The 26610-nt window shown below is 51.7% G+C and carries 16 protein-coding genes; 2 read left to right on the top strand and 14 right to left on the bottom strand.

Translation table 11 applies throughout. From position 1 onward, the window contains the following. Positions 1–191 precede the first annotated feature (191 nt). From JJQ72_RS00145 to JJQ72_RS00095, 11 genes are all read right to left on the bottom strand, one after another. Positions 192–4991, bottom strand: a complete 4800-nt coding sequence (locus JJQ72_RS00145; protein WP_208202341.1) for an S-layer homology domain-containing protein — start codon at positions 4989–4991, stop codon at positions 192–194. 72 nt (positions 4992–5063) lie between these two features. Then, a complete protein-coding gene (locus JJQ72_RS00140; RefSeq protein WP_243895773.1) occupies positions 5064–6728 on the bottom strand; it encodes an extracellular solute-binding protein in 1665 nt (554 codons plus the stop codon). A gap of 98 nt (positions 6729–6826) precedes the next feature. Continuing rightward, entirely contained in the window at positions 6827–7705 is an 879-nt protein-coding gene (locus JJQ72_RS00135; RefSeq protein ID WP_208202339.1) for a carbohydrate ABC transporter permease, read from the bottom strand. Positions 7706–7724: 19 nt separating this feature from the next. Further along, entirely contained in the window at positions 7725–8690 is a 966-nt protein-coding gene (locus tag JJQ72_RS00130; protein ID WP_208202338.1) for an ABC transporter permease, read from the bottom strand. Positions 8691–9001: 311 nt separating this feature from the next. Next, positions 9002–10510, bottom strand: a complete 1509-nt coding sequence (locus JJQ72_RS00125; protein ID WP_208202337.1) for a sulfatase family protein — start codon at positions 10508–10510, stop codon at positions 9002–9004. Between the two features lie 18 nt (positions 10511–10528). After that, positions 10529–12991, bottom strand: coding sequence for a glycoside hydrolase family 2 TIM barrel-domain containing protein (locus JJQ72_RS00120; protein WP_208202336.1), 2463 nt, complete (start codon positions 12989–12991; stop codon positions 10529–10531). 107 nt (positions 12992–13098) lie between these two features. Beyond that, complete coding sequence (gene aldA, locus JJQ72_RS00115) at positions 13099–14565, bottom strand: aldehyde dehydrogenase (RefSeq protein ID WP_138226498.1); 1467 nt, start codon at positions 14563–14565, stop codon at positions 13099–13101. Between the two features lie 189 nt (positions 14566–14754). Beyond that, complete coding sequence (locus JJQ72_RS00110) at positions 14755–17817, bottom strand: glycoside hydrolase family 2 TIM barrel-domain containing protein (RefSeq protein ID WP_208202335.1); 3063 nt, start codon at positions 17815–17817, stop codon at positions 14755–14757. Positions 17818–17903: 86 nt separating this feature from the next. Next, on the bottom strand, positions 17904–18674 hold the full coding sequence (locus JJQ72_RS00105; protein ID WP_243895772.1) for an SDR family oxidoreductase: 771 nt from the start codon (positions 18672–18674) through the stop codon (positions 17904–17906). A 1-nt stretch (position 18675) separates the two neighbouring features. Next, the gene (locus tag JJQ72_RS00100) at positions 18676–19710 is read right to left on the bottom strand and encodes a zinc-dependent alcohol dehydrogenase (protein WP_208202334.1); all 1035 of its coding nucleotides are present in this window, start codon (positions 19708–19710) and stop codon (positions 18676–18678) included. Positions 19711–19747: 37 nt separating this feature from the next. After that, a complete protein-coding gene (locus JJQ72_RS00095; RefSeq protein ID WP_175415311.1) occupies positions 19748–20851 on the bottom strand; it encodes a mandelate racemase/muconate lactonizing enzyme family protein in 1104 nt (367 codons plus the stop codon). A 198-nt stretch (positions 20852–21049) separates the two neighbouring features. Here JJQ72_RS00095 and JJQ72_RS00090 point away from each other — a divergent pair, with 198 nt between their 5' ends. Next, positions 21050–21841, top strand: coding sequence for an IclR family transcriptional regulator (locus JJQ72_RS00090; protein WP_243895771.1), 792 nt, complete (start codon positions 21050–21052; stop codon positions 21839–21841). Positions 21842–21955: 114 nt separating this feature from the next. On the opposite strand, the gene JJQ72_RS00085 is transcribed toward JJQ72_RS00090, so the two are convergent. Further along, the gene (locus JJQ72_RS00085) at positions 21956–23050 is read right to left on the bottom strand and encodes a glycoside hydrolase family 117 protein (RefSeq protein WP_138226502.1); all 1095 of its coding nucleotides are present in this window, start codon (positions 23048–23050) and stop codon (positions 21956–21958) included. 232 nt (positions 23051–23282) lie between these two features. Beyond that, positions 23283–24113: a phytanoyl-CoA dioxygenase family protein gene (locus JJQ72_RS00080; protein ID WP_208202332.1), complete on the bottom strand. Its 831-nt coding sequence runs from the start codon at positions 24111–24113 to the stop codon at positions 23283–23285. 134 nt (positions 24114–24247) lie between these two features. Here JJQ72_RS00080 and JJQ72_RS00075 point away from each other — a divergent pair, with 134 nt between their 5' ends. After that, the gene (locus tag JJQ72_RS00075; protein WP_208202331.1) at positions 24248–25129 is read left to right on the top strand and encodes a helix-turn-helix transcriptional regulator; all 882 of its coding nucleotides are present in this window, start codon (positions 24248–24250) and stop codon (positions 25127–25129) included. 167 nt (positions 25130–25296) lie between these two features. On the opposite strand, the gene JJQ72_RS00070 is transcribed toward JJQ72_RS00075, so the two are convergent. Further along, the gene (locus JJQ72_RS00070; RefSeq protein ID WP_208202330.1) at positions 25297–26610 is read right to left on the bottom strand and encodes a carbohydrate ABC transporter permease; all 1314 of its coding nucleotides are present in this window, start codon (positions 26608–26610) and stop codon (positions 25297–25299) included.

The raw sequence follows: 26610 nt of genomic DNA, 5'->3' as shown, positions 1-26610 counted from the left end.
GGTCTCCTCCCTTCCATGGACTGTGTCCAGGAATATAATTCCTGCTTCATCAGATTACTTAATCCTCACTTCAAAAGAATATGAAAATCTTAACTTTATTCTATTAAAATACATATATGTTAATTAATGTTTATCAATAAAAAGACTTTTCTCAGCAAGAGAGAAAAGTCTTTTTACGATTACAGGTCTTTTTACATCAAGCCCGCCTTCTTCAGCATCCGTTCCAGCATGGCGGCGGTTTCGGCGCGGGTCACATAGGCCTTCGGTGCCAGCTTGCTGCCATCGCGTCCAAGAAGCAGGCCGGACTTGATGCCTGCAGCCAGGCTGCTCTTGGCATAAGAAGATGCTGTGCCTGCGTCCGTAAAGCTGCGAAGCAGCGCTTCGGCTTCCAAAGCCTTCACTTCTGCCTCCATACCCGCTACATGCATGCCTCGCTGGAGAATCGTCATAGCCTGTTCCCGCGTGATGCTGTCCAGCGGCTTGAACTGGCCATGATCATAGCCGGCAATCAGCTGCAGCTGTGCTGCCGCATTTACATAAGGACTGTACCAGCTGCCTGCCTCCACATCAGGGAATACAGTGCCTCCCTCGAGGGTATGCAGTCCCAGCGCTTTGACAACCATGGTTGCAAATTCAGCCCGCGTTACGCTTCGGTTCGGCTCAAAGTTACCCGCTCCTACGCCCTCCACAATCAGTCGCGAGCCCAGGTTCTGAATGATTGCCTCGGCCCAGTGATTCTGTACATCTGTGAAGCCGGCAGTATGATAGAGCAGCGTATAGATGCTGTTGGACATGCTGTTCATCACGGCATAATCCCGGCCGTTAATCGTGCTGAAGGCTGTTGGCACATGCGTGAACGCTCCATGATCCATGTACCTTACCCCAGTGGAAACATCATCCCGGGCAATACCGTCTGGCAGAGCAATCGCTCTTTCCACGAACCCGTTCAACGCGTTCACGGCTGTCGTCTTCTCGTTATAGCTAAGGCTGATCTCAAAATGGAAGGCCGGAGCTGCCAAGGTGTAGCCTTTTGCCGAAGCCGACCGCTTCACTGGCGCCATGTCAGCTTCCTCCAGCTGACTCATCCGGATGTCCATTCCGATCTCTTTTAAAGGAAGCTTCTCTTTCGCTGCGGCCGCTTCCCGCTCGGTCTGAAGAAGCTGCACGGGCAGCATATAAGCGAATTGCTCCGACACCAGCTCGATCGTCACCTCTTTATTTCCCACCTCTTCCAGTACCTCGCCGCTGAACACACCGGCAACCTCGTGAGAGCTTCCGCTGACCGGAATACGGAGTGTTGAGCCGTTCGCAGCCTGCGACAGACTTTCCTTCAACGAGGAAGCATTCAAGGTTACTGTCGTAACGGATCTGCTGTCCCTGTTCTCCACAACCTGGCTAGCCAGACTACGGGATGGCTTGCCGTTGATCAGAATCGTAATCTCCGATTCCTTGACGGTGCTGCCGGAGCCCGGAGGGACAACAGGCGGAGCAGGAGCGGCAGGTGGTGCAGGCGTTACTGGCGGCACTCCTGGCGTGACCGGCGGTTGTTCCGGCGTTACTGGCGGCACTCCTGGATCTACAGGCGGTTCCTCCGGATCTACCGGCGGTTCCCCAGGCTCCGGCTCAGGCTCCGGTGCTGTCGCTGCAACTCCGATCACCACATGATCAAAGACCAGGGATGCCCGATCGATCGGAGCCGCCGTTGGACCGAAAACATACCACTGAATGGACTTCAGGTTTTCAGTGTCAATATCCGCCGTTCTCGGGAAATTGCCATCTGCTAACCAGGTTCCTGATGCTTTTTGAAATTCAGAAATACTAATTTTACGTGATGCTCCTGCCGCCAGAGCATAGTAATAGATTCCCTTGTGATCTGATTGGTCTGTAATCTCGACGCGCAGCTGTGCAGCCTGATTGTTCAGATTGGCCACATCGAAGGTGAATGGCTTGCCACCCAGGCTCCACCCTTCCTCCGGCGCAGTAAACGTCAGACGGCCGGAATATTTACCGGTAGAATCCCATGCATAAGAAGTGAGCTTGTCAAAATCAACCTTCAGCGCTTGGGAACCCTCCGTTGCGTTCTGCGACACGACGGTGGCCGTTACAGAATCTGCATCGTATGTGTAGGCTGCAGGTTCGCCGTCTTCAAAAGAAAACTGTGCTCCGCGGCTTCCAGTCGGCTCTGATTTTACGGTGGCGTACTGCTCAAAAATCGCCAAAGCTTTATTCAGGTTTATCACCGCAGATTCTACCTCTTCCGCCGTTGCCAGGGCATCCTCTGCTACAATCTCAGCCTTGGTTACTTCGATCGAAAGTGTATCGTGAATATGCTGCTTAATCCAGACTGCTCCCGGCTGCACCTCATTACCGGTAGCGGAGATTACGGTTTCAGACAGCGTCGATTTCGCTTCGGCGATCGGCTGGCGAAGTGCCTCCGTGTCCACACCCGAAGGAGCAGCTTGCTCATCATACTGAATGAGCTGGACACTCGTCACATAGCCGCCGCGATCCGGCACCCTAATCTCAATTGTGTTCTGGGCCAGCACCTTTGAAGGCTCCAGCTCAAACTCCGCATACGTCAACAGGTTGCCAGGCTTATTCGTATAGTTTAGATCCTTAGTGAAGGTTTGCTCTTCGGGCTCACCCGGATTGACCACAACCGTCATATCCCCGGCGAAGCCGCTGCCTGTTTTGCCAAAGCCGATCCGCAGTGTGGATTTGGCAAGCTGTGCTGCATCTTGCTGGATCGTCACCACAGCAGGCGCTTGATCACTCAGCGGAATCAGTTCCTCGGAGGCATAAGCAAATTCCCGGTTCCACGTTCCGGTAAAGTCAGGATTGGAGTCCAGCGTAATTTCAAAAATACTCATTTCCTGGACGCGCATATACACGTCCTCCAGATCTGTAACCGTGTCCTCCTCATAGGTCAGTTCTCCTTTTTCGAGGAAGAAATGCTTTCTTGTTACGCTATCAATGTTGGCATTCCCTGCCAGCACGTCCAGGTCAAGATGGACCCGCTGGGCATTCAGGTTATGCACGGCGACATACACCTTGTCGTTATACCGCACCGCATTCGTATGGACGCGTTCGTGATCGGACTGCGAAGGCAGATAGGCACCCCGGTAGTCCTTCCACATATCCAGATATGCTTCCATCGGCGTCATCTCTTCCATCAGCCCGTTCTTATTCTCGTTATATTTGTAGAACGTACCTGTAGAATCTGGTTTCCAGTTAATAATCGGATACAGGTAAGGCACCAGCATGCCGATCGAATCGGAATAGTTCATAAAGCGAAGCATGTAGCCATTAAAGGCAACCAGCTTTTGAAAATAGTCTGCATCGCTTCCAGCGGTGTTGTACGTGCCTTCCTCGGTAATGTAAATCGGCTTCACGTTATCGGTGTTCACCATATGCGCGTTCAGCAGATCCAGTACCGCTTCCAGCCGTCCGCTCAGGAAGCCGTCCGAGTTGTTTTCCCGGTCATGAATGAACAGGTTGGCATTCTCGTAGAAATGGTGGGAGTACCAATCCAGTGAATCCTTGGTTTCATCCATAAACTTCAACTGAGCGCGAGCCTCATCGAAGTCATTTTTCTCCAGGTACATAAAGGCACTGCTCGGTCCGCCTACGAGAACATCAGGATTCTTTGCTTTAACCGCTGCTGCTACCTTGTTGTGGAACTCAGACAAATAGCCCCATGCCTTGTCCGGCTCGGATTGAAGGAACCACCACTCCTGCGGAATTGTGGATTCATTCTTCACTTCAACATATTTCGGCCCCAGGCCATCCAATCGAGTATCAATGCTCTTGATCAGCTGGGCCGAAGCCTCAGCAGCAGCATCAAAATGCTCGTATCCCGGGGTACCAAAATGCTCGGATTGTCCGGATTCCGGATTTTCCCACATCCATTTCGGCCACCCATCCATCGTAAGCACGTAATCTTTCCCGATCGAAGGATAAAGACTTTCGAATTTATGAATGGCCGGCTGGCTTTTGGTATAGATCTTGTTGACCTCTGTGAAATCTGCATAGCCTGGACGCGCCGGATCTTCCTTCAGCCCGGCCCAGTCCGTCAGCAGCTTATAATGAAAAGCCCCGCGTCCCGGGATAAAGCCCCAATCCTTGGTAGTCTTGTGATAGGCTTCATCCAGTACCGTGAATTCTCCGCCCGCCTGCTCGATGCCGATCGGACCGCTGTTGATGTGATAGCGCTTGAACACGTCCTCCGGCAGCTTGTTCACACCGTTCATGCTCAAATTTGTAAGCGCATCCACTTCGACGGAAACGTCAAGAATGTCCTTATCTTCACCAAGGACGGTCCACGCGGAAATGTCGAACTCCAGGGGTACCCCTTCTTCTTCCCAGTGATACACACTGCGAAGCGTACCATTGCCTTTAATCTTCATCTTATAGCCTTCATACACATTCTCACCGTTGTCCTTGATCAGCCAAGGATGGGTGATCGCTTCGGAAGGGTTCGATTCCTGAAAGCCCATTTTGGTATAGTTGGTATACAGTCCCGTGAGCTTGTCTTTCCAGCCTCCGTTCTTGAATACTGTCCACTCGGTTTCCACACCATTCGGATCGATAATGTACAGCTCCATCGTCTGAGCTGCCGAGCCCTCGAACCGGAGGTCACTGAACAGACGCCATATTCTGGCATCCTGGTCTGGAATGTCGATGACCTCTTCTCCATTAATTTCTAAATATTGACCCTCCGGATATTGCAGGAAATTAATCCGCTGAATCCGGCTTTCGCCATTGATGCTGTTAAAATACGCTACTGCATCCTCCCCGAACTTAGCCTTATAGAACTCCGCGACTTCCGGAATCGTATCAAAGTCTGCTTTGTCTGTACGAATATTCTCCGGCAGCTCATCCATATTCGGCGCGGCATAGCCCGCCGGGGCAGTTGAAGCAAAGAATGAAGTAATGAGCAGTGCCGAGCAGAGCAGCCCTGAAAGGATTCCCTTCCATTTTTTTCTGTTCAAAATCAGTGGCTCCCTTCTATTAGAAGAACTCCCGGAAACAGCGCAGCTTGCTCTGTTCCCGGGGTAACTTGATTATTGTGCGCTCATAAAGCGGTCGTACGCCGTTTGGTAAATGGCAACCAGCTCATCCACCTTCATTTTTTTCAGGTTGGCCATATAGCTGTCCCATTCCTTCTCTACACCGCCTTCAAGCAGCCATTTTGCACTGGTCTGGCTAATATAGCTGTTCAGATCGGTATCCAGCGTCTTAATCTTCTGGGATTCCTCCGCCGTGAACATCACACCCGGGAACGTTTCCGAAGTCATGTAAGGAAGATAATGTTCTTTGATGCCGTCAATCTTAATTTTATCCTTCTCTGCCAGGGCCAGGCGGGTGCCATACGTTTCTTCAAGAATGGCATAAGGCGCTTCAACCGGTGCCGTCTTGAAAACATACTGATCTGTTGTCATTCCGGCCGGCGCTTCTTTCAGTGTCAGCTGACCGTCTTTATCCTCCAGCGTTACGCCGATCGGTCCCCAGCCTGCTTCAATAGACGTATCTGTAGCGTAAGCGAGGTCCATCCACTGCATGGTTAATTCCGGATGCTCGTTCACCGCTGTCATCGAGAAGGCAAATGGATTGACACCCTGGTTATTGCCCAGTGACTTTCTCCATACCTGGTTGCCGTTCGGGCCCTTTAAGGCCGGTACTACGACATATTTAGGATCATTTTCCGCACCTACGATGGAGAAGGCGTTCCAAGAAAAGAAGCCGCCCAGACGCTGCTCGGTACCACTGCCCTTGCCCACGAGCTGATTGCGGTCCTGAGCCAGACTTTCCTTGTCAAACAGACCGTCCTTGAAATACGTATGGAAGTAAGCGATGCCTTCTTTATATTCCTCTTCCATCGCCGAGAAAACGACTTTACCATCTTCGACAAACATATGGTTCGCAGAATCCGCGCGTCCAAAGGCGCCGAACAGGGAACCGATTCCATTCACATTATAGTTGGCAAAATCCCATAGGAAAGAGAACGGAACCTCATCGTTCTTGCCATTGCCGTTCGGATCCTGTGTCTTGAATGCTTCCAGCACCGTCTTCAGCTCATCCGTAGTCTTCGGCACTTCCAATCCGAGCTGATCCAGCCATTCCTTGTTCAAGTACATCATATCCGGAGAGAGCCACAGCATCAGCTCCCGGATGCTTGGAAGCGAGTATATGTGGCCATCCGGTGCCGTCATAATGCTCTTGAATTCCGGATTTGCTTCAATCAGAGCCGTCAGGTTCGGCATGGTTTCCTTGTTGATATACTCCTCCAGCGGTACCAGCATGCCTTGGCCGCCGTAATTGATCACATCATTGCCAGACAAGGCCAGTGTGCCATAGAACGCATCCGGCAAATCTCCGCTGGCCAGAATAAGATTCCGCTGCTCCTCGCATTGCGCAAACTCCAGATCTGTCCATTCAATCTGCACATTCGTTTTCTCTTCATATTGCTTGAAGAAATCCATTTCCTCGAATGGCCCGTTATTCGGATGCTTACAGGTTGCCATCTTCAGCGTGACTTTCTCGCTAAGTGGAAATACGCCCTCATTGTCTCCATTCGGTGCCTCCGGGTCTTTGGAAGTGTCTGTGTTGCTGGTGCTCTCGGATGTCTTCGAATCGGATCCGCTGCCGTCTCCCGAGCAGCCGGCTAACAGGGAAAGACTCATCACCATGACCATAAACAAAATGAACCATTGTTTCCAATTTCTCAAATTCATGACCTCCTAAAATGGTGTTTCTATGCGCTTACAGAGAGGAGTCGTTGACGCCGGGCACTCACCTCCTAACCAGCTTTAGAAGCGACATGTCATCAGCCTTTAATGCTGCCGATCATGACTCCCTTAACGAAATAATTTTGCAGGAACGGATACAGAATCAGCAGCGGCAGTGCCGCAATGATAATCATGCCGTATTTAATCAGCTCTGCTGCTCTCAGCTGATCGCCCATGGAGGATAAATCTGTCATCATGTCATTCTGGATCTGGTTCTCAATCAGGATGGAGCGAAGCACGAGCTGCAACGGATACAATTCCTGGTCTCGCAAGTAGATTAAGGCATTAAAGTAGGAGTTCCAGTGGGCTACGCCATAGAACAGAATCATGATCGCGATCAAGGCCTGAGACAGTGGAAGCACCATCCGCCAGAAGAACATGGCATCCGAGCAGCCATCCATTTTTGCCGCCTCCAGAAGCTCATCCGGAATGGTGGATTGAAAGAACGTCCGTGCGATAATCAGATTCCATGCGCCTACAGCGTTAGGAATAACCATCGCCCATACAGAATCCAGCATGCCAAGCTCCTTCACGGTCAGATAGGTTGGAATGAGCCCCCCGCTGAAGAACATGGTGAATGTAATGATCAGCATGATCGTGTTGCGGCCTGGCATATCCTTGCGGGACAGTGCGTATGCTGCGGGCAGCGTCAGGCCAAGGTTAATGACCGTCCCCAGAATGGCGTAAATAAATGAGTTCTTGTAGCCGATCCAGAGATTCTCGCTCTCCAGAATTTTCTTGTAGCCATCCAGACTGAACTTTTCCGGCCAGAGCAGTGTTGTCTGAACCGCACCGGGATCCGTAACGGAAGCTATCACCACAAAGTACAGCGGATAAATAATGATGATAAGACCGGTAAAAATGACAAGCAAATTGATTCGGTCGAACCAGATGTCCGCCTGACTGCGCTTGAACATTGTCATCCCTCCTTCGTCCTTACCATAACGACGTGTTCGATGTTTTCTTGGCGATTTGATTGACGCTGAGCAGAATTACGAAATTGATGATGGAGTTGAACAGCCCTACTGCTGTTGAGAAGCTATATTGCGCTCCAACCAGGCCGGTTTTGTACACGTATGTAGAAATGATCTCTGAGGTGGGCAGGTTGAGCGGTGTTTGCATCAGGTACACCTTTTCAAAGCCGAGGCTCATGATGTTCCCGGTGCTCAGGATAAGCAGAATTACTGCGGTAGGCATAATGCCCGGGATGTCGATATGCACAATACGCTGAAATTTATTCGCTCCGTCCACCACGGCCGATTCATGAAGCTCGGGACTGATGGACGTCAGTGCAGCCAGATAGATAATGGTGCCCCATCCGGTGTTCTGCCAGATCTCGGACAAGACATAGACACTTCGGAACCAGCCCGGATCGCCCATGAAGAATACCGCTTCTCCGCCGAGCCCTTCAATCAGCTTGTTTATGAAGCCGGTTTGGGGGGACAAGAACAGGAAGAGCATGCCCGCAATAACGACTGTGGAAATAAAATGCGGCGCATAGATGATCGTCTGAACGAATTTCTTGAATCGCTTGTGCATCAGCTGGTTCAGCATCAGTGCCAGTATGATCGGTGCCGGGAAGCCGAGGATCATCTGCATTAGACTGAGCTGAATCGTATTCAGGATGATCTTGGTAAACTCAAAGGAATTAAAAAAGCGCTCAAAATGCTCAAAACCGACCCAGGGACTTTCCGAAATGCCCTTAAAGGCCATGAAATTCTTGAACGCGATCTGAACACCGTACATCGGGACATAATGAAAAACGACGTAGTACAGCAAAGCCGGAAGTACGAACAGGTACAGCTGATAGCTTTTTAGCAGGCGTCCGGCTTTCTGCTTTAGCGGGGTTTTCTGCCTGTGCAGCGGAGCAGGAAGCTTCTGGACTTCATTCACTTTTTGCATCTCTAGCACTCCTTCTGAAATAATCTGGATCCGAAAGCTCACCCCTCTCTTCTTGAAAGCGATTTCAACTATTTGATAGTTTTCGAAACAAATAACCACAATTACACGTATTATTTAATTAATCGAAACTTGTTTCGTTTTTATTATAAAACCGCTATCATTTTACGTCAATACCCAATTAAAAGGAATATAAGAAAAGCTGTTAATAACAGTCAGCGAAGTGCTAACTGCTCTTAACAGCTTTTTAGACACATGGGTATCAAGCAGCTAAACGCCAAATGCCACCTTTACTCCGTTCAGCGTCTCCTTGCCTACGCCCCCGTCATGCGACAGGTATCCAGGCGATCGGTGCGGATCAGCTCTCGCAATAGCCGCTCGGTCATCTCCCAGCGCAGCTGCTGATACTGCGGCTCTGACCATACATTCCGCTGCTCATAAGGATCTGCGGCCAGATCAAACAGCAGCCCCTCCTCTGTGTTTGTAAACAGCGTCAGCTTATACTGCTCCAGCACGAGGGAACGCAGACGGGTCGTCTCCGGGGCATACCAATCCTCATCATATTCAATCAGCGCCGGCCGAGGCTCCAGTGCTGCGCCGGATTCCACGGCAGCACGCAGGCTTCGCCCGGGAAGTCCCCAAGGCTTGGCGCTATATACCCCGCGAGTATCGAGACAAGAGGGAGCTATTCCCGCAAAATCCAGAACGGTCGGCACAAAGTCAAGCAGGCTGACGACTGCTTCTGGCTGCACGCCCTGGGCGGTGCTCCCCGGAGATTTCCACAGGAAAGGAACATTGAACAGCTCCTCCCACGGCCATTCTGCTTTCGTCAGCAATCGGTGCGACCCCAAATACTCTCCATGATCTGCCATGAAGGTAATCACCGTATTCTCATACAGCCCAAGCTGCTTCAGCTTCCCCAGCACCTCCCCAATGCAGCTGTCCACATGCGAAATCATGCCATAGGTTTGAGACAAAATCTCTCTCAGCACCGGCTCATCAAAATCAGAGTGTCCGGGATGCACGTCTCTCAGCCCTTTTAGAAAATCGATCGGGTCCGCCTCTGTGTCCCAGTGCTCCGGCAGCGTCAACTTTTCCGGAGGGTACATTTCACTATATGGTCGGCAGGCTGCGAACGGATGATGCGGGTCCGGGAAGGAGCACCAAAGGTAGAATGGCTGATCGGAGCGAAGGCTCTCCAGGAATGCCGAGGAGCGGCGTGCGATCCACCGGTTGTAGTGAAGCCGCTCCGGCAGGTCTATTTTCCAATTCTGGTCATACTGTTCATTCTTGGCGTACGATCCCTCTCTCAGCAGCGCTCGGCCGCCTCCCGGCAGCTCCTGCTCCAGCCAACTTAAATAATCGCCATAGCAGTCCACATGGCCGCCGACAAGCTCAGTTGCTTCATAGCCATAGTATCCTTGAGGAAGAGACGTAATCTCTCCACGCTCCCACCGTTCCCGGCTCTCCCAAGAGAATTCCATCTCTCCGCCCTTACTTACCGAGCCAACCGGCTGATGATGCAGCTTACCGACCGCATGGGTCACATACCCGTGCTGTTTGAGTATGGCAGGCAGGGTAGGAAGCCATTCCGGCACTTTATTTCCATTGGTGAGGCACCCGTGCTGCCGAGGAGTGAGCCCTGTCAGCAGCGTCGCCCGCGAGGGCATACACACCGGATTGTTGCAGTAGGCTCTGGCAAAAGAAATCCCTTCCCGGCCCAGTTGATCCAGATTCGGCGTCTTTACATCGGGATGGCCATGCAGAGACAGGCTGCGGGCTTGCATCTGATCTACGACAAATACGACAAAATTCGGTCTCATTCGGATTCCCCCATCCTGTTAAGCGTTGACTTTCACGATGCAGGTATTAGACACCAGGTGATGATCGGCGCAGCTTGCGCGGACCATCAGCGTGCCCGGCCTCAAGCCCTGAACAATCATCAGCCCCCGCCCCTGGTCGGTTACCAGGCGTGTGCTCTGGAAGGGCTGGACATTGTCTGCACTGCCGTTATCCACACCCAGAATCCGGGCCTCTCCCTCCACCTGAAAGTGAAGACAGAGATTTTGATTTCGGATGATTGTTCCGTTCGCATCCAGCAGGTTCGCTGTCACATGAACGACTGAATCAGCGTCCACCTTCACCTGCTCCTGATCCACTTCAATTTGAATACGGTGTACCGGGCCGACCGTGCGAAGCCTTTCAACAATTTCCTGGTCTCCGCACCGGCCGACCGCCTTCAGTTCTCCGGCAGCAAACGGCAGTACCCACTTGTAAATATGGTCCTCAAAGTCTCTAAGACGCTGTACGGAAATAAGCCTGTCATTGTGATACAGACAAATTTCTTCACAGTTGGAGTACATTTCGACGACAACCTGTTCCTCATCACAGTAATTCCAATGGGCAAACACATCATGCCAGAACCATACGCGCTCCTGCCACCCGCCTTCAATGCGTTCTACCAGCTCTCCGGATGCGCTCATCTGATATAATGATTTCTCCAGTGTTTGGGTAGCAATGTACAGATGAGGCTCCTCATTCCACAGACTTTTGAACATGTGATAAGAGGGCTTGTCGAACCCGGCCAAGTCCAGCAGCCCTGCCTCAGAGCCCTTAAGTGGAAACGGCTTTCGTCTTGCTTCCCCCATATGATCAATCCCCGTCCACAAAAAGATTCCGGCAACATGCTCCCGTTCCAAAACCGCCTTCCATTCATGCCACTGTGCTACATTCTCCGTGCCTATAATCGGCTTGTCCGGGTAATACCGCTTCCCGTAGTCATAGATGACCCTTCTATAGCTGTAGCCAGCCAGATCAAGCTGATCAATATAGCCGGATTCATAGCTGGCGCTGGGCAGAATACAATTGGCGGTGACGGGCCTTGTGGCATCAAGCTCCTTCGTCCAGCGCACCAGCATGCCTGCTGTGGTATCAATGTCATACCGATCACGGGGCATACGAGAGATTAGCTCGGATATCGTCTCCTTGCTGTTCGGAGGCAATGTCCAGAAATAATTGCCCGAGGCATTCATGCCGAAATATCCGGTCGCCGCGTTATATTTCGGATAGGTCCATTCAATTTCATTGCCGATGCTCCATTGAAAAATACACGGGTGATTGCGATCTCTGCGCATCGTATCCTGCAAATCAGCTTGTGCATACTCTCGGAAAAACTCTGCATGACCCTGCGTGATGTCATCCACGCTCTGCTCATTTCCGTTATAGCGTTTATCCTTCGGATAATCCCACTCGTCAAAAAACTCTTCCTGCACGAGAAATCCCATCTCATCGCACAGATCCAAAAAATCTTCGGAGGCCGGATTGTGTGCAGTCCGGATGGCGTTGCAGCCGCACGCCTTCAGCTTCTGAAGTCTCCGCCGCCAAACATCCAGAGGTACCGCAGCGCCGACCAGCCCTCCATCATGATGAAGATTGACCCCCTTGATCTTCATGCTTCTTCCATTAAAGAAGAAGCCCTTGTCTGCATCAAAACGAAAATCCCGGAAACCGATACGTTCTTCTACCTCTTGAAGAACCTTCCCGTTATCTATGATTACGGTTACAACTTTATACAGTCTGGCATCTTCAATCTCCCACCGCTGCGGCTGGGAAATTTCCAGCTCAAATTCAAGCTCCATCCTTTCCCCTGAAGGGATGGCTATCACTCTGGTTTGAAAAGCTGCTTGCTGTCCATCAGGACGGTAAACGGTTATTCTGATCTCCGGTATCTTCTGATCATCGGAATCATTGTTTAGCTGAATCCGGCTTAGCAGCGTGCCTTTGTCGTCATCCAGCCGGGGCGTCGTATGATAGGTGCCCCATACCGGAATATGAAGCTGTGGCAGAAGGTGAAGCGCCACTTTCCGGTAAATGCCCGAGCCTGTGTACCAGCGGCTGTCGGCATATCGGGTCCGGTCTACCTTGACGGCAATAACATTCTCCTCGCCGGCTCCGTTCAACTGATCGGTAATTTCAATCAGGCATGGGGAGTAGCCGAAGGGATGAAAGCGAACAAGGCTGCCATTGCAATAGATGCTTGCCCGGTTATAGATGCCATCAAAGTTAAGAAACACCTTCTGTCCCGTCATCTCCGGCGAAGTTATAAAGCGCTTTCTATACCAGCCGGTACCGCCCGGAAGATAACCTGTAGACGCCTCAAGTTCCGGATCAAACGGAAATTCCACGCTCCAGTCATGCGGCAGCCTCACCGTACACCAGTTAGAATCATCAGTATGTAATAGATGCGGAGCCTCGGGCTCCTCCAGTGTAAAACGCCAATCCTCATTCCAAGGTATGCCTCTCATTCATTGATCTCCTTTCTTTGATTGCAGCCTGAATACTCACTGTTTAGACCCTGCTTCAGGTAAATCATCGGCCTGTGATGAAATAATCACAGGCCGATGAAGGTGTACTATAAATAATTCATGTAAATGGTCCGCTTCTGCAGGTACCCTTCAAGACCATACTCGCCGTCTTCTCCACCGAGTCCGCTCAGCTTGTGACCGCTATGGTAGCCCTGCATGCAGCCGGACATGCCCTGATTCAGGAATACGGTTCCGACCTGAAGCACATCCGTACCGTGCATCATTTTCTTCATATCGTTCGTGAACAGGTAAGCCGACAAGCCCAGCTCGCTGGCATTGACGATGTCAATTGCCTCTTCGAAGCTGGAGATCCGAACGATCGGAAGCACCGGTCCAAAGATTTCTTTTTGCGCTGCAGCCATATCTGGCTTCACATCCACCAGAATGGTCGGCTCATACCAGTAACCTTTGTCAAAAATGCCGCCGCTCGGGCGTTTGCCGCCCCACGCGATGGAAGCGCCCTGGGCTACCGTTTCCTGCACAATGTCGTCAATCTTGATCAGGTCATTGCCGTTCGCTTTCGGTCCCATCGTGACCGACGGATCAAACGGATCCCCGACCTTGATGGATTTCATATGCTCCAGCAGCTTCGCGGTAAATTCATCGGCCACCTTCTCATGGACCAGCACCATCTCACTGCACACGCAAACCTGACCGCAGTTCGCGAATCGTGCGGATACCGCCGCTTCCGCTGCTTTATCAATATCTGCATCCTCCAGCACGATGAACGGAGCCTTGCCTCCCAGCTCCAGGGATAATGCGGTAATATTGTCGGAAGCGGCCTTATAAATCTGCTGCCCTGCACGGACGCTGCCGGTAACCGTAACCAGCTTGGTGATCGGGCTGCTGACCAGCAGCTGTCCCACCTCGGCGCCGGTGCCGGTCACGAAATTGGCAACGCCAGGCGGAAACCCTGCTTCGTGAATTAAATTGAAAAATTCAGCTGAGGCAATCGGCGTCAGTTCGTGCGGCTTAATAATCATCGTATTGCCAGTGACGAGCGCTGGTCCAAGCTTTCTGCCAAGCAAGGCAAGCGGATAGTTCCAGGCACACAAGCCAATCGTCACGCCGTAAGGAACCTTGCGGATTTGGAGGATCTCTCCTTCCCGGTTCGAAGGCAGAATGTCGCCTTTAATCTTGTTCGCAGACTCGGCAGCATACATCATGTAGGCCATGGTGTCGTCCACCTCGCCCAGCGCCTCGCCATAGGTCTTGCCCTGCTCCAGCACCAGCAGCCTGGCGAGAAAATCCCGCTTCTCCTTCACCTTCTCTACCAGCTTGACGAGATAGGCAGCACGTTTGACAGCTGGAAGCCGCTGCCACTGCAGCTGTGCTTTCTCCGAGGATTCCAGCGCCTTCTGTACATCTGATGCCGCAGCGTCGCTGACCCGCCCGATAACTTCCTCATTAGCGGGATTCTGCACCTCGATCAGCTTGGCGGATGAGGAGTCTACCCACTGACCGTCAATGTACAAGCGGTAGTATTCTTGACCATTATGTTCTGCTTTCATCATTTCCTACACATCTCCTTTGGCGTTCAATATGCGTCAATCAGTAAGTTTAAAATAACAGAACAAATACCATTAATAAAATAATGATTTATATTTTCGATATATAGTTCCAATTTATAAATGATTATACAGTTGATGAATGTGAGTGGCAACCTTATTTTACGAAGTAAACCGGGGCCGAAGTACAGTCAGTTATTCATCCTCCGCGAAAACCGGGAGCAGATGAAACTCAAACGTAAACTGCTTCTCATTCATTTGATACTCTTCCGCCAGCATCGGTCCGCACGCATGAGAGCCTACACCACTCATCTTGTAATCCAGCTGAAGAATGGTTTCCTTGCGTTTCTGAAGCTCATGGGTATGCTTTGCTTTTGTCAGGTCACCAGGCAGGAAATGCGAGACGTTAAACGAAAAAGGCTGACCGGCTTCACAGCGAAGACCCATCCCCAGCTCATTAGTGACCCTGGCCCATTCCGTACCCCACCGGGAGCCTGTCTCCTGCGGCATAATGTATGTCTCGGCCATTTCGTCTGCCGTATGCCTGTATTTGCCCTTGCGGACACTATTGCGTTTATCAATGTAGCTTTCATGCGGACCGTACCCGTAATATTCCACTTGGTCCAATCCTTCCGGCAGCACAAGCTGCAGTCCGAAACGGGGCAGGAAATCAATCTCTTCCTTCACCTGTGCCGTGACCTTAACCAAGACGCCCCCGTCAGGCGTGAAGCACCACTCGGCTTCACCTCGTACAATCGGCTTTCTGGTATATACGCCGAGCGAGAATTTCACCTTCACCCGAACCTCCTGCTCCGGAGATTGACTCCATTCACAGGCGTATACCTTCATGCCGGCATGCTCCAGCCCTTCGTAAGCCCAGCGCCGGGTCCAATTCATATCATTATCAATCGGTGCGCGCCACATATTAAATGAAGGCGGCTCTTGAATCAGCTTCACACCATGCTTCGATAATTCCGCAGGCATGCCTTTTCGCAGGTCAAACACATGCCGGAAATCCAAGCCCTCAAGGCTCAGCATGCCCCGCTGCTCTGTCGCCGTCAGCATCCTCCAAGGGCTGTCCGCTGCAGGCTGAAGACTTCTTGCACTTTCCGGTTTCACGATGAACTGGCTAAACATGATTTCATGTCCGCGTTCAGCCCAGCCGCTTTGTTCCTTCAGGCAGCAGGAAATCGTAAGCACCAGCTCCCCCGGGATCGCAGCATTAAAATCCACTTCAAGCTTCACCTCTGCATGAGCATGAGGGGGTGCAGGCACATGCTGGAATTCACCCTGCTGAATGACCTCTCCTTCGCACTCCAGCTTCCAATAGAAGATCAGGTGGGACAAGTCATTGAAATCATACAGATTATGAATTCTCAGCCGGCCCTCTTGCAGCTTTACCGCCTCGATCCGTACCGGCGCAATGATCTGCTTCAGCTCCAGCAATCCCTTGTGCGGCTTTCGATCCGGGGAAACCAGACCGTCAATGCAGAAGTTTCCATCATTCGGCTTGTCGCCAAAATCGCCGCCATAGGCATAGTAGCGCTCGCCCTGCTCTGTTCTCCTCTCAATCCCGTGATCGCACCACTCCCATACACAGCCGCCCATCAGCTTCGGATAGGCATAAATGACGTTCCAGTAGTCCATCAGGTCACCCGGCCCATTGCCCATGGCATGGCTGTATTCGCACAGAAACAGCGGCTTCTTGCTGCCTGCATCCTTGGCATAGGCTTCAATCTGAGATACGGATGCGTACATCCGGCTTTCCATATCCAGCGCTTCGGTGTCGGCATTCCCCCTGTACTGCGGGGCAGCGCCTTCATAATGCACGGGACGGGAAGGATCACGCTGACGGGTCCATTGCGCCATGGCGATATGATTCACCCCATAGCCGGACTCATTCCCCATCGACCAAATGACGACGCAAGGCTGATTCTTGTCACGTTCCACCATCCGCTTCGCCCGGTCTATAAAAGCATGCTCCCAAGCGGTATCATTGGACAGCTGGTGGAAGTCGTCATAGGACTGCATTCCTTCGCCCTTCTCCATGTTTCTCCAGTTATCTGCAATCGCCAGTCCATGGCACTCCAGATCTGCTTCGTCAATCACATAGAAGCCATATTGGCTGCACAGCTCCAGAAACCGGGGGTCATTCGGGTAGTGAGAGGCACGAATCGTATTCACATTATGTTGTTTCATCAGCTTCAAGTCTTCAATCATATGCTGCAGCGGAATGGTCTGCCCGAGCTTGGGATGAGAATCATGGCGGTTCACACCCTTCAGCTTTACCGGCACGCCGTTAATCTGGAAGACGCCCTCAGAGATTTCCACCCGCCGGAAGCCGACTGTAAACCGGAGAACCTCATCCCCGCAATAGAGCAGCAGCTCATACAGCACCGGTGACTCCGCACTCCACAGCATGGGATTCTCTACCTTTATGGCGAGGACGCCGCTAGAGTCTATGAAGTCTTGCACCACAGCAAGCTCCAGTCCATCAGGGGATGACAGCACCGCTGAAACCTCTGCGGCACCCGTGGTTTCCAGCCTGATGTCAAGCAGCGCTTCTTGATCATCTGCCTGTAGGGTAGTCTGCACAAACACATCCCTCACATGATTGCGGTCTCGAGCAAGCAAATAGACATCCCGAAAAATGCCGGAATATCTCCACAAATCCTGATCCTCTAAATAGGTACCATCGCAATATTTCAGCACCATCACAGCCATCCGATTTCTACCCGGAACCAGATATGGCGTCAGGCAGAATTCAGCCGGTACCCGGCTGCCCTGACTGTAGCCGACCAGCTGGCCATTCACCCATACGTAGAAGCAGGCGTTCACGCCTTCAAAAACAACATAGCCTTCCTTATCCTGCCACGCCTTCGAAACCTGAAAATCCCGGATATACAAGCCTGCCGGATTGTCATCCGGAACAAAAGGCGGGTCACAGGGAATCGTGTAATTGACGTTAGAGTAATGCATCTGGTCGTAGCCATAGGTTTGCCAGCAGGAAGGCACCAGCAGCGAATCCCAGCCCTCTGCCGGATACTCTGCTTCATAGAATCGCTCTTCAACCTGCTCTACGCTGTGATGATATTGAAATTTCCATTCCCCGTTCAGGGTCTGATAGTACGGAGAACGGCCTCTTTTTAACGAAGCGGCCTCTTCCCTGCTTGAGTAGGGGATGTAATAGGCCCTCGGTAACTCCCGGTTCACTTCAACAATCCCAGGGTTTTCCCAATACTTTTCCAGATTCAACATTCACCTTCACTCCTTATTCTTTGACAAGAAGAGCACTCGTTCCCTGTGGAATTCGAGTGCTCTCCTCGGCACATCTTCAGCTGCTATTATCGACCTATCCAGCCGCCGTCTACCGTTACAATGGTGCCGGTTACATAATTTGAGGCTGGCGAGGCCAGATAGATCACGGCTCCGTTGAGGTCCTCCGGTCTGCCCCAGCGGCCGGCAGGAATTCGGCTCAGAATTGCTTCATACCGGTCCTTGTCATTGCGAAGCTGCTCGGTATTGTCTGTTTCGATATACCCCGGTGCAATCGCATTGACCTGAACACCCCGGGAAGACCATTCATTCGCCAATGCCTTCGTCAGCTGCCCGATTCCGCCTTTACTGGCGGCATAGCCCGGAACGTTAATGCCCCCCTGGAATGTGAGCAATGAGGCCGTAAAGATAATTTTGCCGCTGCCTTGCTCCAGCATGCCCTGCCCGATTTCTCTGGCCAGTATAAACTGTGAGTTCAAATTGACCTCGATCACATAATCCCAATAGTCATCCGGATGCTCTGCAGCGGGCTTGCGCATGATGGTTCCAGCATTGTTTACCAGAATGTCCACCTGCCCATGCTCTTCCTTCACCCTGGCTGCAAAGGCAACCAAAGCTGCACGGTCACTGAAATCACAGGCATAGCCGGAAAAAGAACGACCGGTGCGAAGAACCTCCTGCTCAATCTCGCTTCCCGATTCCTCCAGTGTCGCACTGACTCCGATCACATCGGCCCCGGCCTGTGCCAGTGCGAGCGCCATAGATTTGCCAATCCCGCGCTTGCAGCCTGTCACAAGTGCCTTCTTCCCTTCCAGTCCGAACCATTGCTGAATACTCATATTACTGCATCCCTTCATTGCAGCGGATCAGCACCTTCATCGCTCCGCTGCCGGATTCCATTTGTTCAAAGCCCGCTTGAATTTCATTCAGCGGATAGACCTCACTAATAATCGGGTCCAGAGCCAGCTCTCCGCCCGCCGCCAGTGCGATCGCTTTCTCAAAATCCTCATGCTCGTACACACGCGCGCCTACCAGCTTCAGCTCTCTCCAGAAGAAGCGGTGCAGATCTACCGGTACCGGCTTGCTGAATATGCCAACGATCACAATCGTACCGCGAGCCTTGGGCAGCTTGGTCATTACCTCTGCTCCTGCAAGAGAGGAGGTCACTTCAAACACCACATCGGCGCCACGACCGCCTGTCACTTTCTGAACGTATTCGGCCAGATCCACTTCCTTGGAGTTGCATGTATTAAGGTCCAGCTGCTGCAGCAGCGTCAGGCGGTAAGGATTGATTTCAGCGACGGTGACGATGGCGCCGGCGGCTTTCGCAACCATGGCGATCAAGGTCCCGATCGGTCCCCCGCCGATTACGACAACCTGATCCCCCGCGGTCACATTGCCCAGCCTGACATCATGGCATGCTACCGCGAGCGGCTCAATTAGTGCGCCGTACTTCAAGCTCAGCTCCTCCGGGAGGCGATGCAGCGTCTTGGCGGGAACGGTCCAGAACGATTGAAAAGCGCCATCTGTCTCAATCCCCATAAACTTCAAATTGTGACATATATGGCTGCAGCCGTCTTGGCAAGCAGGGCATTCTCCGCAGGAGTCAAGCGGAATCACCGTCACCTTGTCACCCGGCTTGAATGCCGTAACCTGAGCCCCGATCCGCTCGACGACGCCCGACATTTCATGTCCAATCACCTGCGGCATGGTGACGCGATGATCCATGTGACCATGGTAAATATGAAGGTCAGTACCGCAGATGCCAGCATAACCGACCCGAATCTCGACCTCCTGTGGTCCCGGCTCCCGGCGTGCAATGGTGCCTACAGTGATGCTCTTGTTCCCTTTATAAAATGCTGCTTGAATATCCATCTTCATTGACTCCTCTCATGAATATTAAACTTCGAACTTAGAATGTCTCCTGATAAGGCTTTAGCAATTCCCAGTCAAATTCGACGCCCGTGCCGGGCTTATCCGGCGCGATCGCCCGCCCATCACGAATGACCAGCGGCCGCTTCGTATATTGATCAATCGGAAAGCTGTGAACCTCCAGATACGAGGCATTTGGCATCGCAGCCATCAGACTGACATGAAGCTCCTGCATGCCATGGGTACACACTGGCAGGTTGTAGGCATAGGCGAGGTTAGCCACCTTCAGCCACCCGGTAATTCCGCCGATATTGGAGGCGTCCGGCTGCGGGAAATCAATCTGTCCGCGGGTAATCATATTGACGAATTCATAGACCGTGTGAAAATTTTCCCCCGCCGCAAGCGGGAGCCCGCCTTCGCTGCCAATTCGGCGAAAGCCGTCATAGTCATCCGGAATGGTCGGCTCCTCCAGCCAATAGATGTTATAGGGCTGCATTAACCTTGCAGCCTTGACGGCCGTCTCAACGGTCCATTTCATGTTCGCGTCCACCATGAATACGCATTCAGGTCCGATCAGCTCCCGGACTGCCGCTACGCGTTCAATGTCCTCGGCAAGCCGCTCTTGACCAAGCTTGATCTTGACCGCATGAAATCCTTTGTCCAAATAGCCCTGGACGTTTCTGAGCAGCTTCTCTTCCGAGAAATTTAAGTCAATTCCCCCAGCGTAAGCCTTGGTCGAGGAGGCATTTCCGCCGAGCAGCTTCCACAGCGGCTCATCAAAGCTCCGGCCCCGCAGATCCCAAAGGGCAATGTCAATCGCCGAAATTGCAAAGGAAGCGATTCCACCCCGGCCCACATAATGAATCTTCCAGACCATATCCTCCCACAGCTTCTCGATACAGCTGGCTTCCTTTCCCAGCAGACAAGGCTTCAGATCATGCTCAATCATATGACAGATTGCCCGGCCGCCAATCCCGCCAGTGTACGTGTAGCCAACCCCCTGCTGACCGTTCTGCTGAACAATCGTGACCGTTACCAGTTCAAAGTGTGAATGAATGCCATGTCTGGCATCGCCGAGCTGTTCCGATAAGGGAACATGAAAATATTGTGTTTGAATATCGGTAATCTGTTTTCCATTAGCCATATCTTCACCCTCTATGATCATTCATCGAAACGCTCATATCGTAAATCCCCGTTCCAATTAATCAAATATTATTACAAATATTTGAGATGGTCAATACTAAAACGGAACACTATATCAATTTAATTATGAGATTGACTACTTTCGAAACGTTATTTAAAATAATGGAATAAGAGAACTTCGAAAGCAGGTGCACTATTGATGATGGACGGGAATAAAACGAACTCCACATTAGAACGCGCATTATTTCTTCTGGAGCAGCTTGCCCTGAACAAGGGCGGCGCTGGAATTGGTGAGCTGGCCGAGGCGACACAGCTTCCTAAGAGCACTACCCATCGTATATTGGAGACGTTAATGAAAGCAGGCTTCGTTATGCAGGAGCCGTCCACGGAGAAGTATTTTGTCGGGTTGAAGTCGATTGAAATTGGAATGGCCGGACTGCATAATATTGACCTGGTGGAGGCCGCAATTCCCCATTTGCAGGATCTTGCAGCCCAGACCGGCCAAACCGCCTTCCTGGCTGTATATAACGAGGGTGAAGTCATCTACATTTATAAGGTGGATGGCAGCGCATCCGTCATTATGAATGCCATTCTCGGCTCCAGAAATCCGGTGCACTGCACGGGTCTGGGGAAAGCCATTATGGCTTACTTCTCGCTGGAGACGGTCGATAACATCGTCAGTGACAAAGGACTGCGTCAATACACACCAACGACGATTACCGATCGTCAGCAATTCCTGGAGGAACTCAGCCGAATTCGTCAGAGCGGCATCTCGGTGAACCGGGAGGAATATGATGATGGCCTTAGCTCCATTGCTGGCCCGGTGTTCAACTATACCGGCAAGGTCATCGCGGCAATCAGCGTTGCAGGCCCAACGGCCAGAATTTTTGACAAGCAGGAGCAGCTCGAGGCGCTCGTCAAGGAGAAGTCCTCGCTCATTTCCAAACGGCTCGGCTTCGTCCCGGCTATGCGCTCCGTATACCTCTCCTGAAGCCTGCATGCATACCGGCGTCCTTATGGGCGCCGGTTTTTTCATGCCGGGCGGATCGTGATCTTAGGACAAAAGCAAAGGCCGAGCTTGCGTGAGCGCCCGGCCTTGCTTGTCTTAGTCCTGATGCTTTGCTTTTTTGCCTAACCACAGCACTTCAGGGTTTACCTTGTTGGCATAGTGATGCTTATAATCCTCCACCGTACGGAATTTCAAAATATAATTCCACTTGGAATGCACGTTATGACACAAGCCCCAACGGATTCCCTCCAGCGGCCCCCGGTCCGTTTCGTCTGTGCGGTAAGGTCCTGCTGCCTCCGGCGGATTCTTGATTACGGCCTCAATCTCGAAGTTAATGCCGTCATGCGCATATTGAATCGTGTTCTTCTCCGGTCCATCTGTAGAGAGCAGGCCAGCCATACCTCCTCGGTAATGCCAGAGCAGGGTTTCATGGCCGCTGTTCGTTACCGGGTTGTACTCTGATTTCACATAAGGCCCCTCCGGATGGTCTGCAATCGCGACACCCCACTTGGTCGTGCGTCCGCCGAAGGTCATTTCTTCCCCCTTCTGCTCCCCCTTGTAGTACAGCCAGAACTGATGGTTGTAATGGAACAGCACCGGGTCATGCACCTTCAAACTGTCGAAATCGCCCTTATGCTTCACCGTCAGACGATTGTCGTCATCTCCGAACCATTCACCGTTCATGGCCGGGCGCAGGATCGGCGCATCCAGCTTCCGCCATGGTCCTTCCGGCGACTCTGCCACCGCCATTGCGATATTCTCGTATTTGCGGAGCAAATACTGACCCTCGATTACTTGATACACGAGATAGAATTTGTCCCCGTGATGCAAAATTTCCGGCGTAAACACGCTGCGGTCATCAAAGGAGCCCTTCGGTCCGCGTCCAACGGCCAGTCCCTGTTCCTTCCAATGGGTTCCGTCCGGGGAGACAGCATACCAGACCTCAGACTGATCCCATGGAAACACCTTCGCCTCCGGATCTCCGGTCCCGAAGCCGACCGCTTCGCCTACGGATCTGGTATACCAGACATAGTACTGATCCTGAACCTTGATTACACTGCTGGGGTCTCTCCGGTGAACTCCTTCCTCGTATTCCAGACCGGTGATAGGCTCATACGCAAAATCACAAAACCAGTCCGCATTTTTGGTATATTGCCGGGCTCTAATCGTTGCAGCGCTTTCTTTTTTCATGATTTCTGGCTCCTCTGCTTATTAACGAAACGTTTTACCAATAAAATTTATTAAAATCAATTTTATTGGAATTAGTTTCGTTTTTATTGTTAAGTAAATTATACTCTGCGAGCCCTTCGCCGTCAATCGCGATCTATTCCATCCCCAAGAAACAAGCCACATAAAAAACCGCTCTTCCTTAGAACGGAAGTCACTAAGCCACCATCTAATCAAGAACGGTTTCATTTGTTCATTACATGCCTTTCTTATATACAATCGGGTTCAGCTTGCTTGCCGCCAGATCCCCTGGCGACAGCTCTGGCAGCCAGCGCTTCAGATCAGACTTACGGGCATTGGAATCCGGCTCCAGTACCTTGGCATCATCGGCATAGTAAATGATCGTCATCACTTCTCTCATCGTGCTTGTCGGATTACCCGGTGCGCTGTGCAGTGTCCAGCCATAATGCCAGGTCGCATCTCCTGCTTCCAGTGCGCCGTAGTTCTCGACCTCCAGCCCTTTTGCCTCAATGTACTGACCCAGTGTCTTCTGGGACTCATCAGAAATAGCAAGCTTGCTAATATATCCATACTTATGAGAGCCGCTGGCAAAATTCATGGAGCCTACATCCTGAGATACCGGTACAAGCGGCATCCACATGGTCACAAAATTATCGGTATCCACCGGCCAGTATATCTGGTCCTGATGCCAAGGTGTAATGCCACCGCCCGGCTCCTTGAACAGGGCCTGGTCATGATATATCCGTACGCCATCCACACCGAGCAGGTCGGCTGCGATCTTCGCAAACCGGCTGGCAAACACAAAGCGCTGAATCTCCGGTGATTTCTCCCAAATATTCGAAATCTGAATGAAGGCTTTGCCGTACGTATCCCGCTCTTCCACGGGCTTGTCGTGGTAGTTCAGCTCCTTCACTTTTTCACCAATCAACTCTCTATATACAGCGACTTCCTCTTGGCTTGCCACACCCGTCAGCTTCAGATGTCCCTTCTCTTGAAATTGCTTAATTTGTTCTTGACTCAGGGAATATTCGCTGGACAGCTCTGGAAGATTACTCAAATCCGACATCCTTCTCATCTCCTTCATAAATGATTTAACTCTTGACAATCCTTATGTTATCATGGTTTCAAACCACTGTATTTGAACAATCGAGGCTAGATATTGGACATTACCGACTTATACATCTTAGGAGGCGATCTCATTTGCAAGCGCCCATGTTACCCCCGTTGAATCCTGTTGTGCACTGGGCACAGCAGCATCGTCAAGCCAAGGAACGAGTCATACAGCGGCGAATCCGCGATTTTGAAATATTGCTGCTGGAGCACGGAGAGGTGGAGGTTGAAATACAAGGAAGAGAACCCTTTCTCGTTCAATCCGGTCAATTCTTCCTGCTGCCCGCAGAGCTCAAGCACCGGGTACAGGTTCTCTCCCAGCCTGACGCCCTGTTTCTTGGAGTCCACTTTGATTTCTACAATGAGCTGCTGATCGCCAAGGATGAAGACATTATCGTGTATGGAGATCCCGATGAACCGGTTCACTACTGCAGCATGCCGCAGAGCCCTGAGTTTCAGGAGTGGCTCTCCCCCGGCAGCCTGCATGCGACTTCTGAGATGTATAGCCTGCTGAGCACGATTATCCATGAATTCACCCAGCGACCAGCCGGCTATATGATGTGCTGCCAGGGCCTGCTGCTGCAGCTGTTCGCTCAGATGTCGAGAGCTATTCACCAGCATCATCGGACAGGAGCCAGCGCCGGCATGCAGCTGGCGATCACGCGTCTGGCCGCAGCCATCGAACAGGATGTCGCCGAACACTGGTGTAACGAGAAGATGGCCGACCTGCTGAATATTAATGTGGATTATATGGGACGGTTATTTAAGAAGTGCACGGGACTTAGCCCCAATAAATTCGTCCAGCAAATCCGCCACGCTGAAGCCAAGCGCCTGCTGCGGGAAACCAGCGACACCATTGAAGCCGTCGGCTATGCCGTGGGCTATAAGGATGTTCATTATTTCGTACGTATTTTTCATAAATGGGAGGGCATGCCTCCTGGAGAGTATCGTAAATTCTGCCGCCTGCTATAGCCATGCCTACAGCGGAGGAGGAGTTCTTTCATTCCCCGAAGGCTTTCGTACAGCGTCTGGCTCCGTGACATGTGATCCCGGTTCACCGGATGCTCCTATTCAACCAACAAAAGGACGTTCCCCAAACGATCCTTCGACCTTGAGAAACGTCCTTTATACTTAGGCGATCAGCCTTTCACCCCAGAGAAGGAAACTCCCTTCTCGATGTATTTCTGCGCGAACAGAAAGATCAGCAGCAGCGGAATCATGGACACCAGAGCGCTCGCCATCAGCATGTTCTGCAGCACGCTAGGCTGGTTCTGAAGATCGTTCAGCGCAACGGTAAACGTCCAGTATTTCGGAGAGCTATTCACGACAAGCGGCCACAGAAATTCGTTCCACACAGGAATGAAGGTCATCACCGCCACCGTAGTGAAGATTGGAATTGAAAGCGGCGTAACAATCTGAATAAAGGTTCTCCACTCTGTGGCTCCATCGACTCTGGCAGCCTGCAGCAGCTCCTTCGAGATCTGCTCGAAAAATCCTTTAAACAGGAAGATGACAATCCCCCAGGCTGTATGCGGCAAGATGACGGCAAGCAGGGAGTTAACCAGGCCCAAATCCTTCATAAGCAGGTACAGCGGCAGCAGGAGTGAGATATCCGGAATCATAATTGTCGCGAGAAAGAACATCACCCAGAAGAACTTCCACCGCTTGCTCTCGATCAGGTGAGCCAGTGCATATCCGGCCAATCCACCGAGCACAAGCTGGACAAGCACGCTGGACACCGTAATAATCGTGCTGTTTAGGAAATACTGTGCAAATCCGAGAGGCCCTGCTGTATCCTGTGCGACTTTGTTCAAGGCCAGATAGCTGCTGAATACGGAAATCCAGCTGTCGTCCTCTTGAATCGACACCACTTGTCCCTTTACCAGCTCATTGGACTGATAAAAGGTTGAGAAGCGGCTCGCCAGATCGGTTTCCGCGATGGCCGCCGTAGCTTTCACCTCTCCCCCCTCTTCCCCCTTCCATTGAAACTCTGACAGCTTCTGCTCGCGAATCACAGGCAGCTTCCGGTCCATCATCGTCTCATTAAAAATCGTGGTCGGCACAACCTTCGGCTGACCGACAAGAAACATGGAGGATACCGTCTCAGCAGTATAGATAACCTTGCCGTCCTTAATGCCCGTGACCTGAACATCCCCGATGCTCTCGCGGATGTTCTTCATCCACGGATACCACATGGCCCGCATGGCATCCTTCTCATAGAACTCCGGATCACTTTCAGTCGTGCCGGTATAGTCAATGGTGACGTCGATCGACTGAGGAATACTCGGCAGCCATTTGGGTGGATAGGAGTTAATATCCTTCTCCGTTTTCAGAGAGGAGGCAAACATCCACAGCGTCGGAATCAGTGCGAAGATGACGAAGGTGATCGTGACGACATACGCCGTAATTTTCAGCGACCGCCCTCCTTTTTCCTTGATTGTGGTCGGTTCCAT

The organism is Paenibacillus sp. F411, from assembly GCF_017582705.1.
Classification (GTDB): Bacteria; Bacillota; Bacilli; order Paenibacillales; family Paenibacillaceae; genus Paenibacillus_AQ; species Paenibacillus_AQ algicola.
Note: the sequence above shows the minus strand (reverse complement) of the source record. Positions and strands in the feature narration are given on the sequence as shown.

Coding starts and splice junctions, on each gene's coding strand:
- JJQ72_RS00100 (WP_208202334.1), bottom strand. CDS start 19,710: ATGGATATTCAAGCAGCATTTTATAAAGGGAACAAGAGCATCACTGTA.
- JJQ72_RS00135 (WP_208202339.1), bottom strand. CDS start 7,705: ATGTTCAAGCGCAGTCAGGCGGACATCTGGTTCGACCGAATCAATTTG.
- JJQ72_RS00095 (WP_175415311.1), bottom strand. CDS start 20,851: ATGGCTAATGGAAAACAGATTACCGATATTCAAACACAATATTTTCAT.
- JJQ72_RS00130 (WP_208202338.1), bottom strand. CDS start 8,690: ATGCAAAAAGTGAATGAAGTCCAGAAGCTTCCTGCTCCGCTGCACAGG.
- JJQ72_RS00090 (WP_243895771.1), top strand. CDS start 21,050: ATGATGGACGGGAATAAAACGAACTCCACATTAGAACGCGCATTATTT.
- JJQ72_RS00120 (WP_208202336.1), bottom strand. CDS start 12,991: ATGAGAGGCATACCTTGGAATGAGGATTGGCGTTTTACACTGGAGGAG.
- JJQ72_RS00085 (WP_138226502.1), bottom strand. CDS start 23,050: ATGAAAAAAGAAAGCGCTGCAACGATTAGAGCCCGGCAATATACCAAA.
- JJQ72_RS00125 (WP_208202337.1), bottom strand. CDS start 10,510: ATGAGACCGAATTTTGTCGTATTTGTCGTAGATCAGATGCAAGCCCGC.
- aldA (WP_138226498.1), bottom strand. CDS start 14,565: ATGATGAAAGCAGAACATAATGGTCAAGAATACTACCGCTTGTACATT.
- JJQ72_RS00070 (WP_208202330.1), bottom strand. CDS start 26,610: ATGGAACCGACCACAATCAAGGAAAAAGGAGGGCGGTCGCTGAAAATT.
- JJQ72_RS00080 (WP_208202332.1), bottom strand. CDS start 24,113: ATGTCGGATTTGAGTAATCTTCCAGAGCTGTCCAGCGAATATTCCCTG.
- JJQ72_RS00105 (WP_243895772.1), bottom strand. CDS start 18,674: ATGAGTATTCAGCAATGGTTCGGACTGGAAGGGAAGAAGGCACTTGTG.
- JJQ72_RS00110 (WP_208202335.1), bottom strand. CDS start 17,817: ATGTTGAATCTGGAAAAGTATTGGGAAAACCCTGGGATTGTTGAAGTG.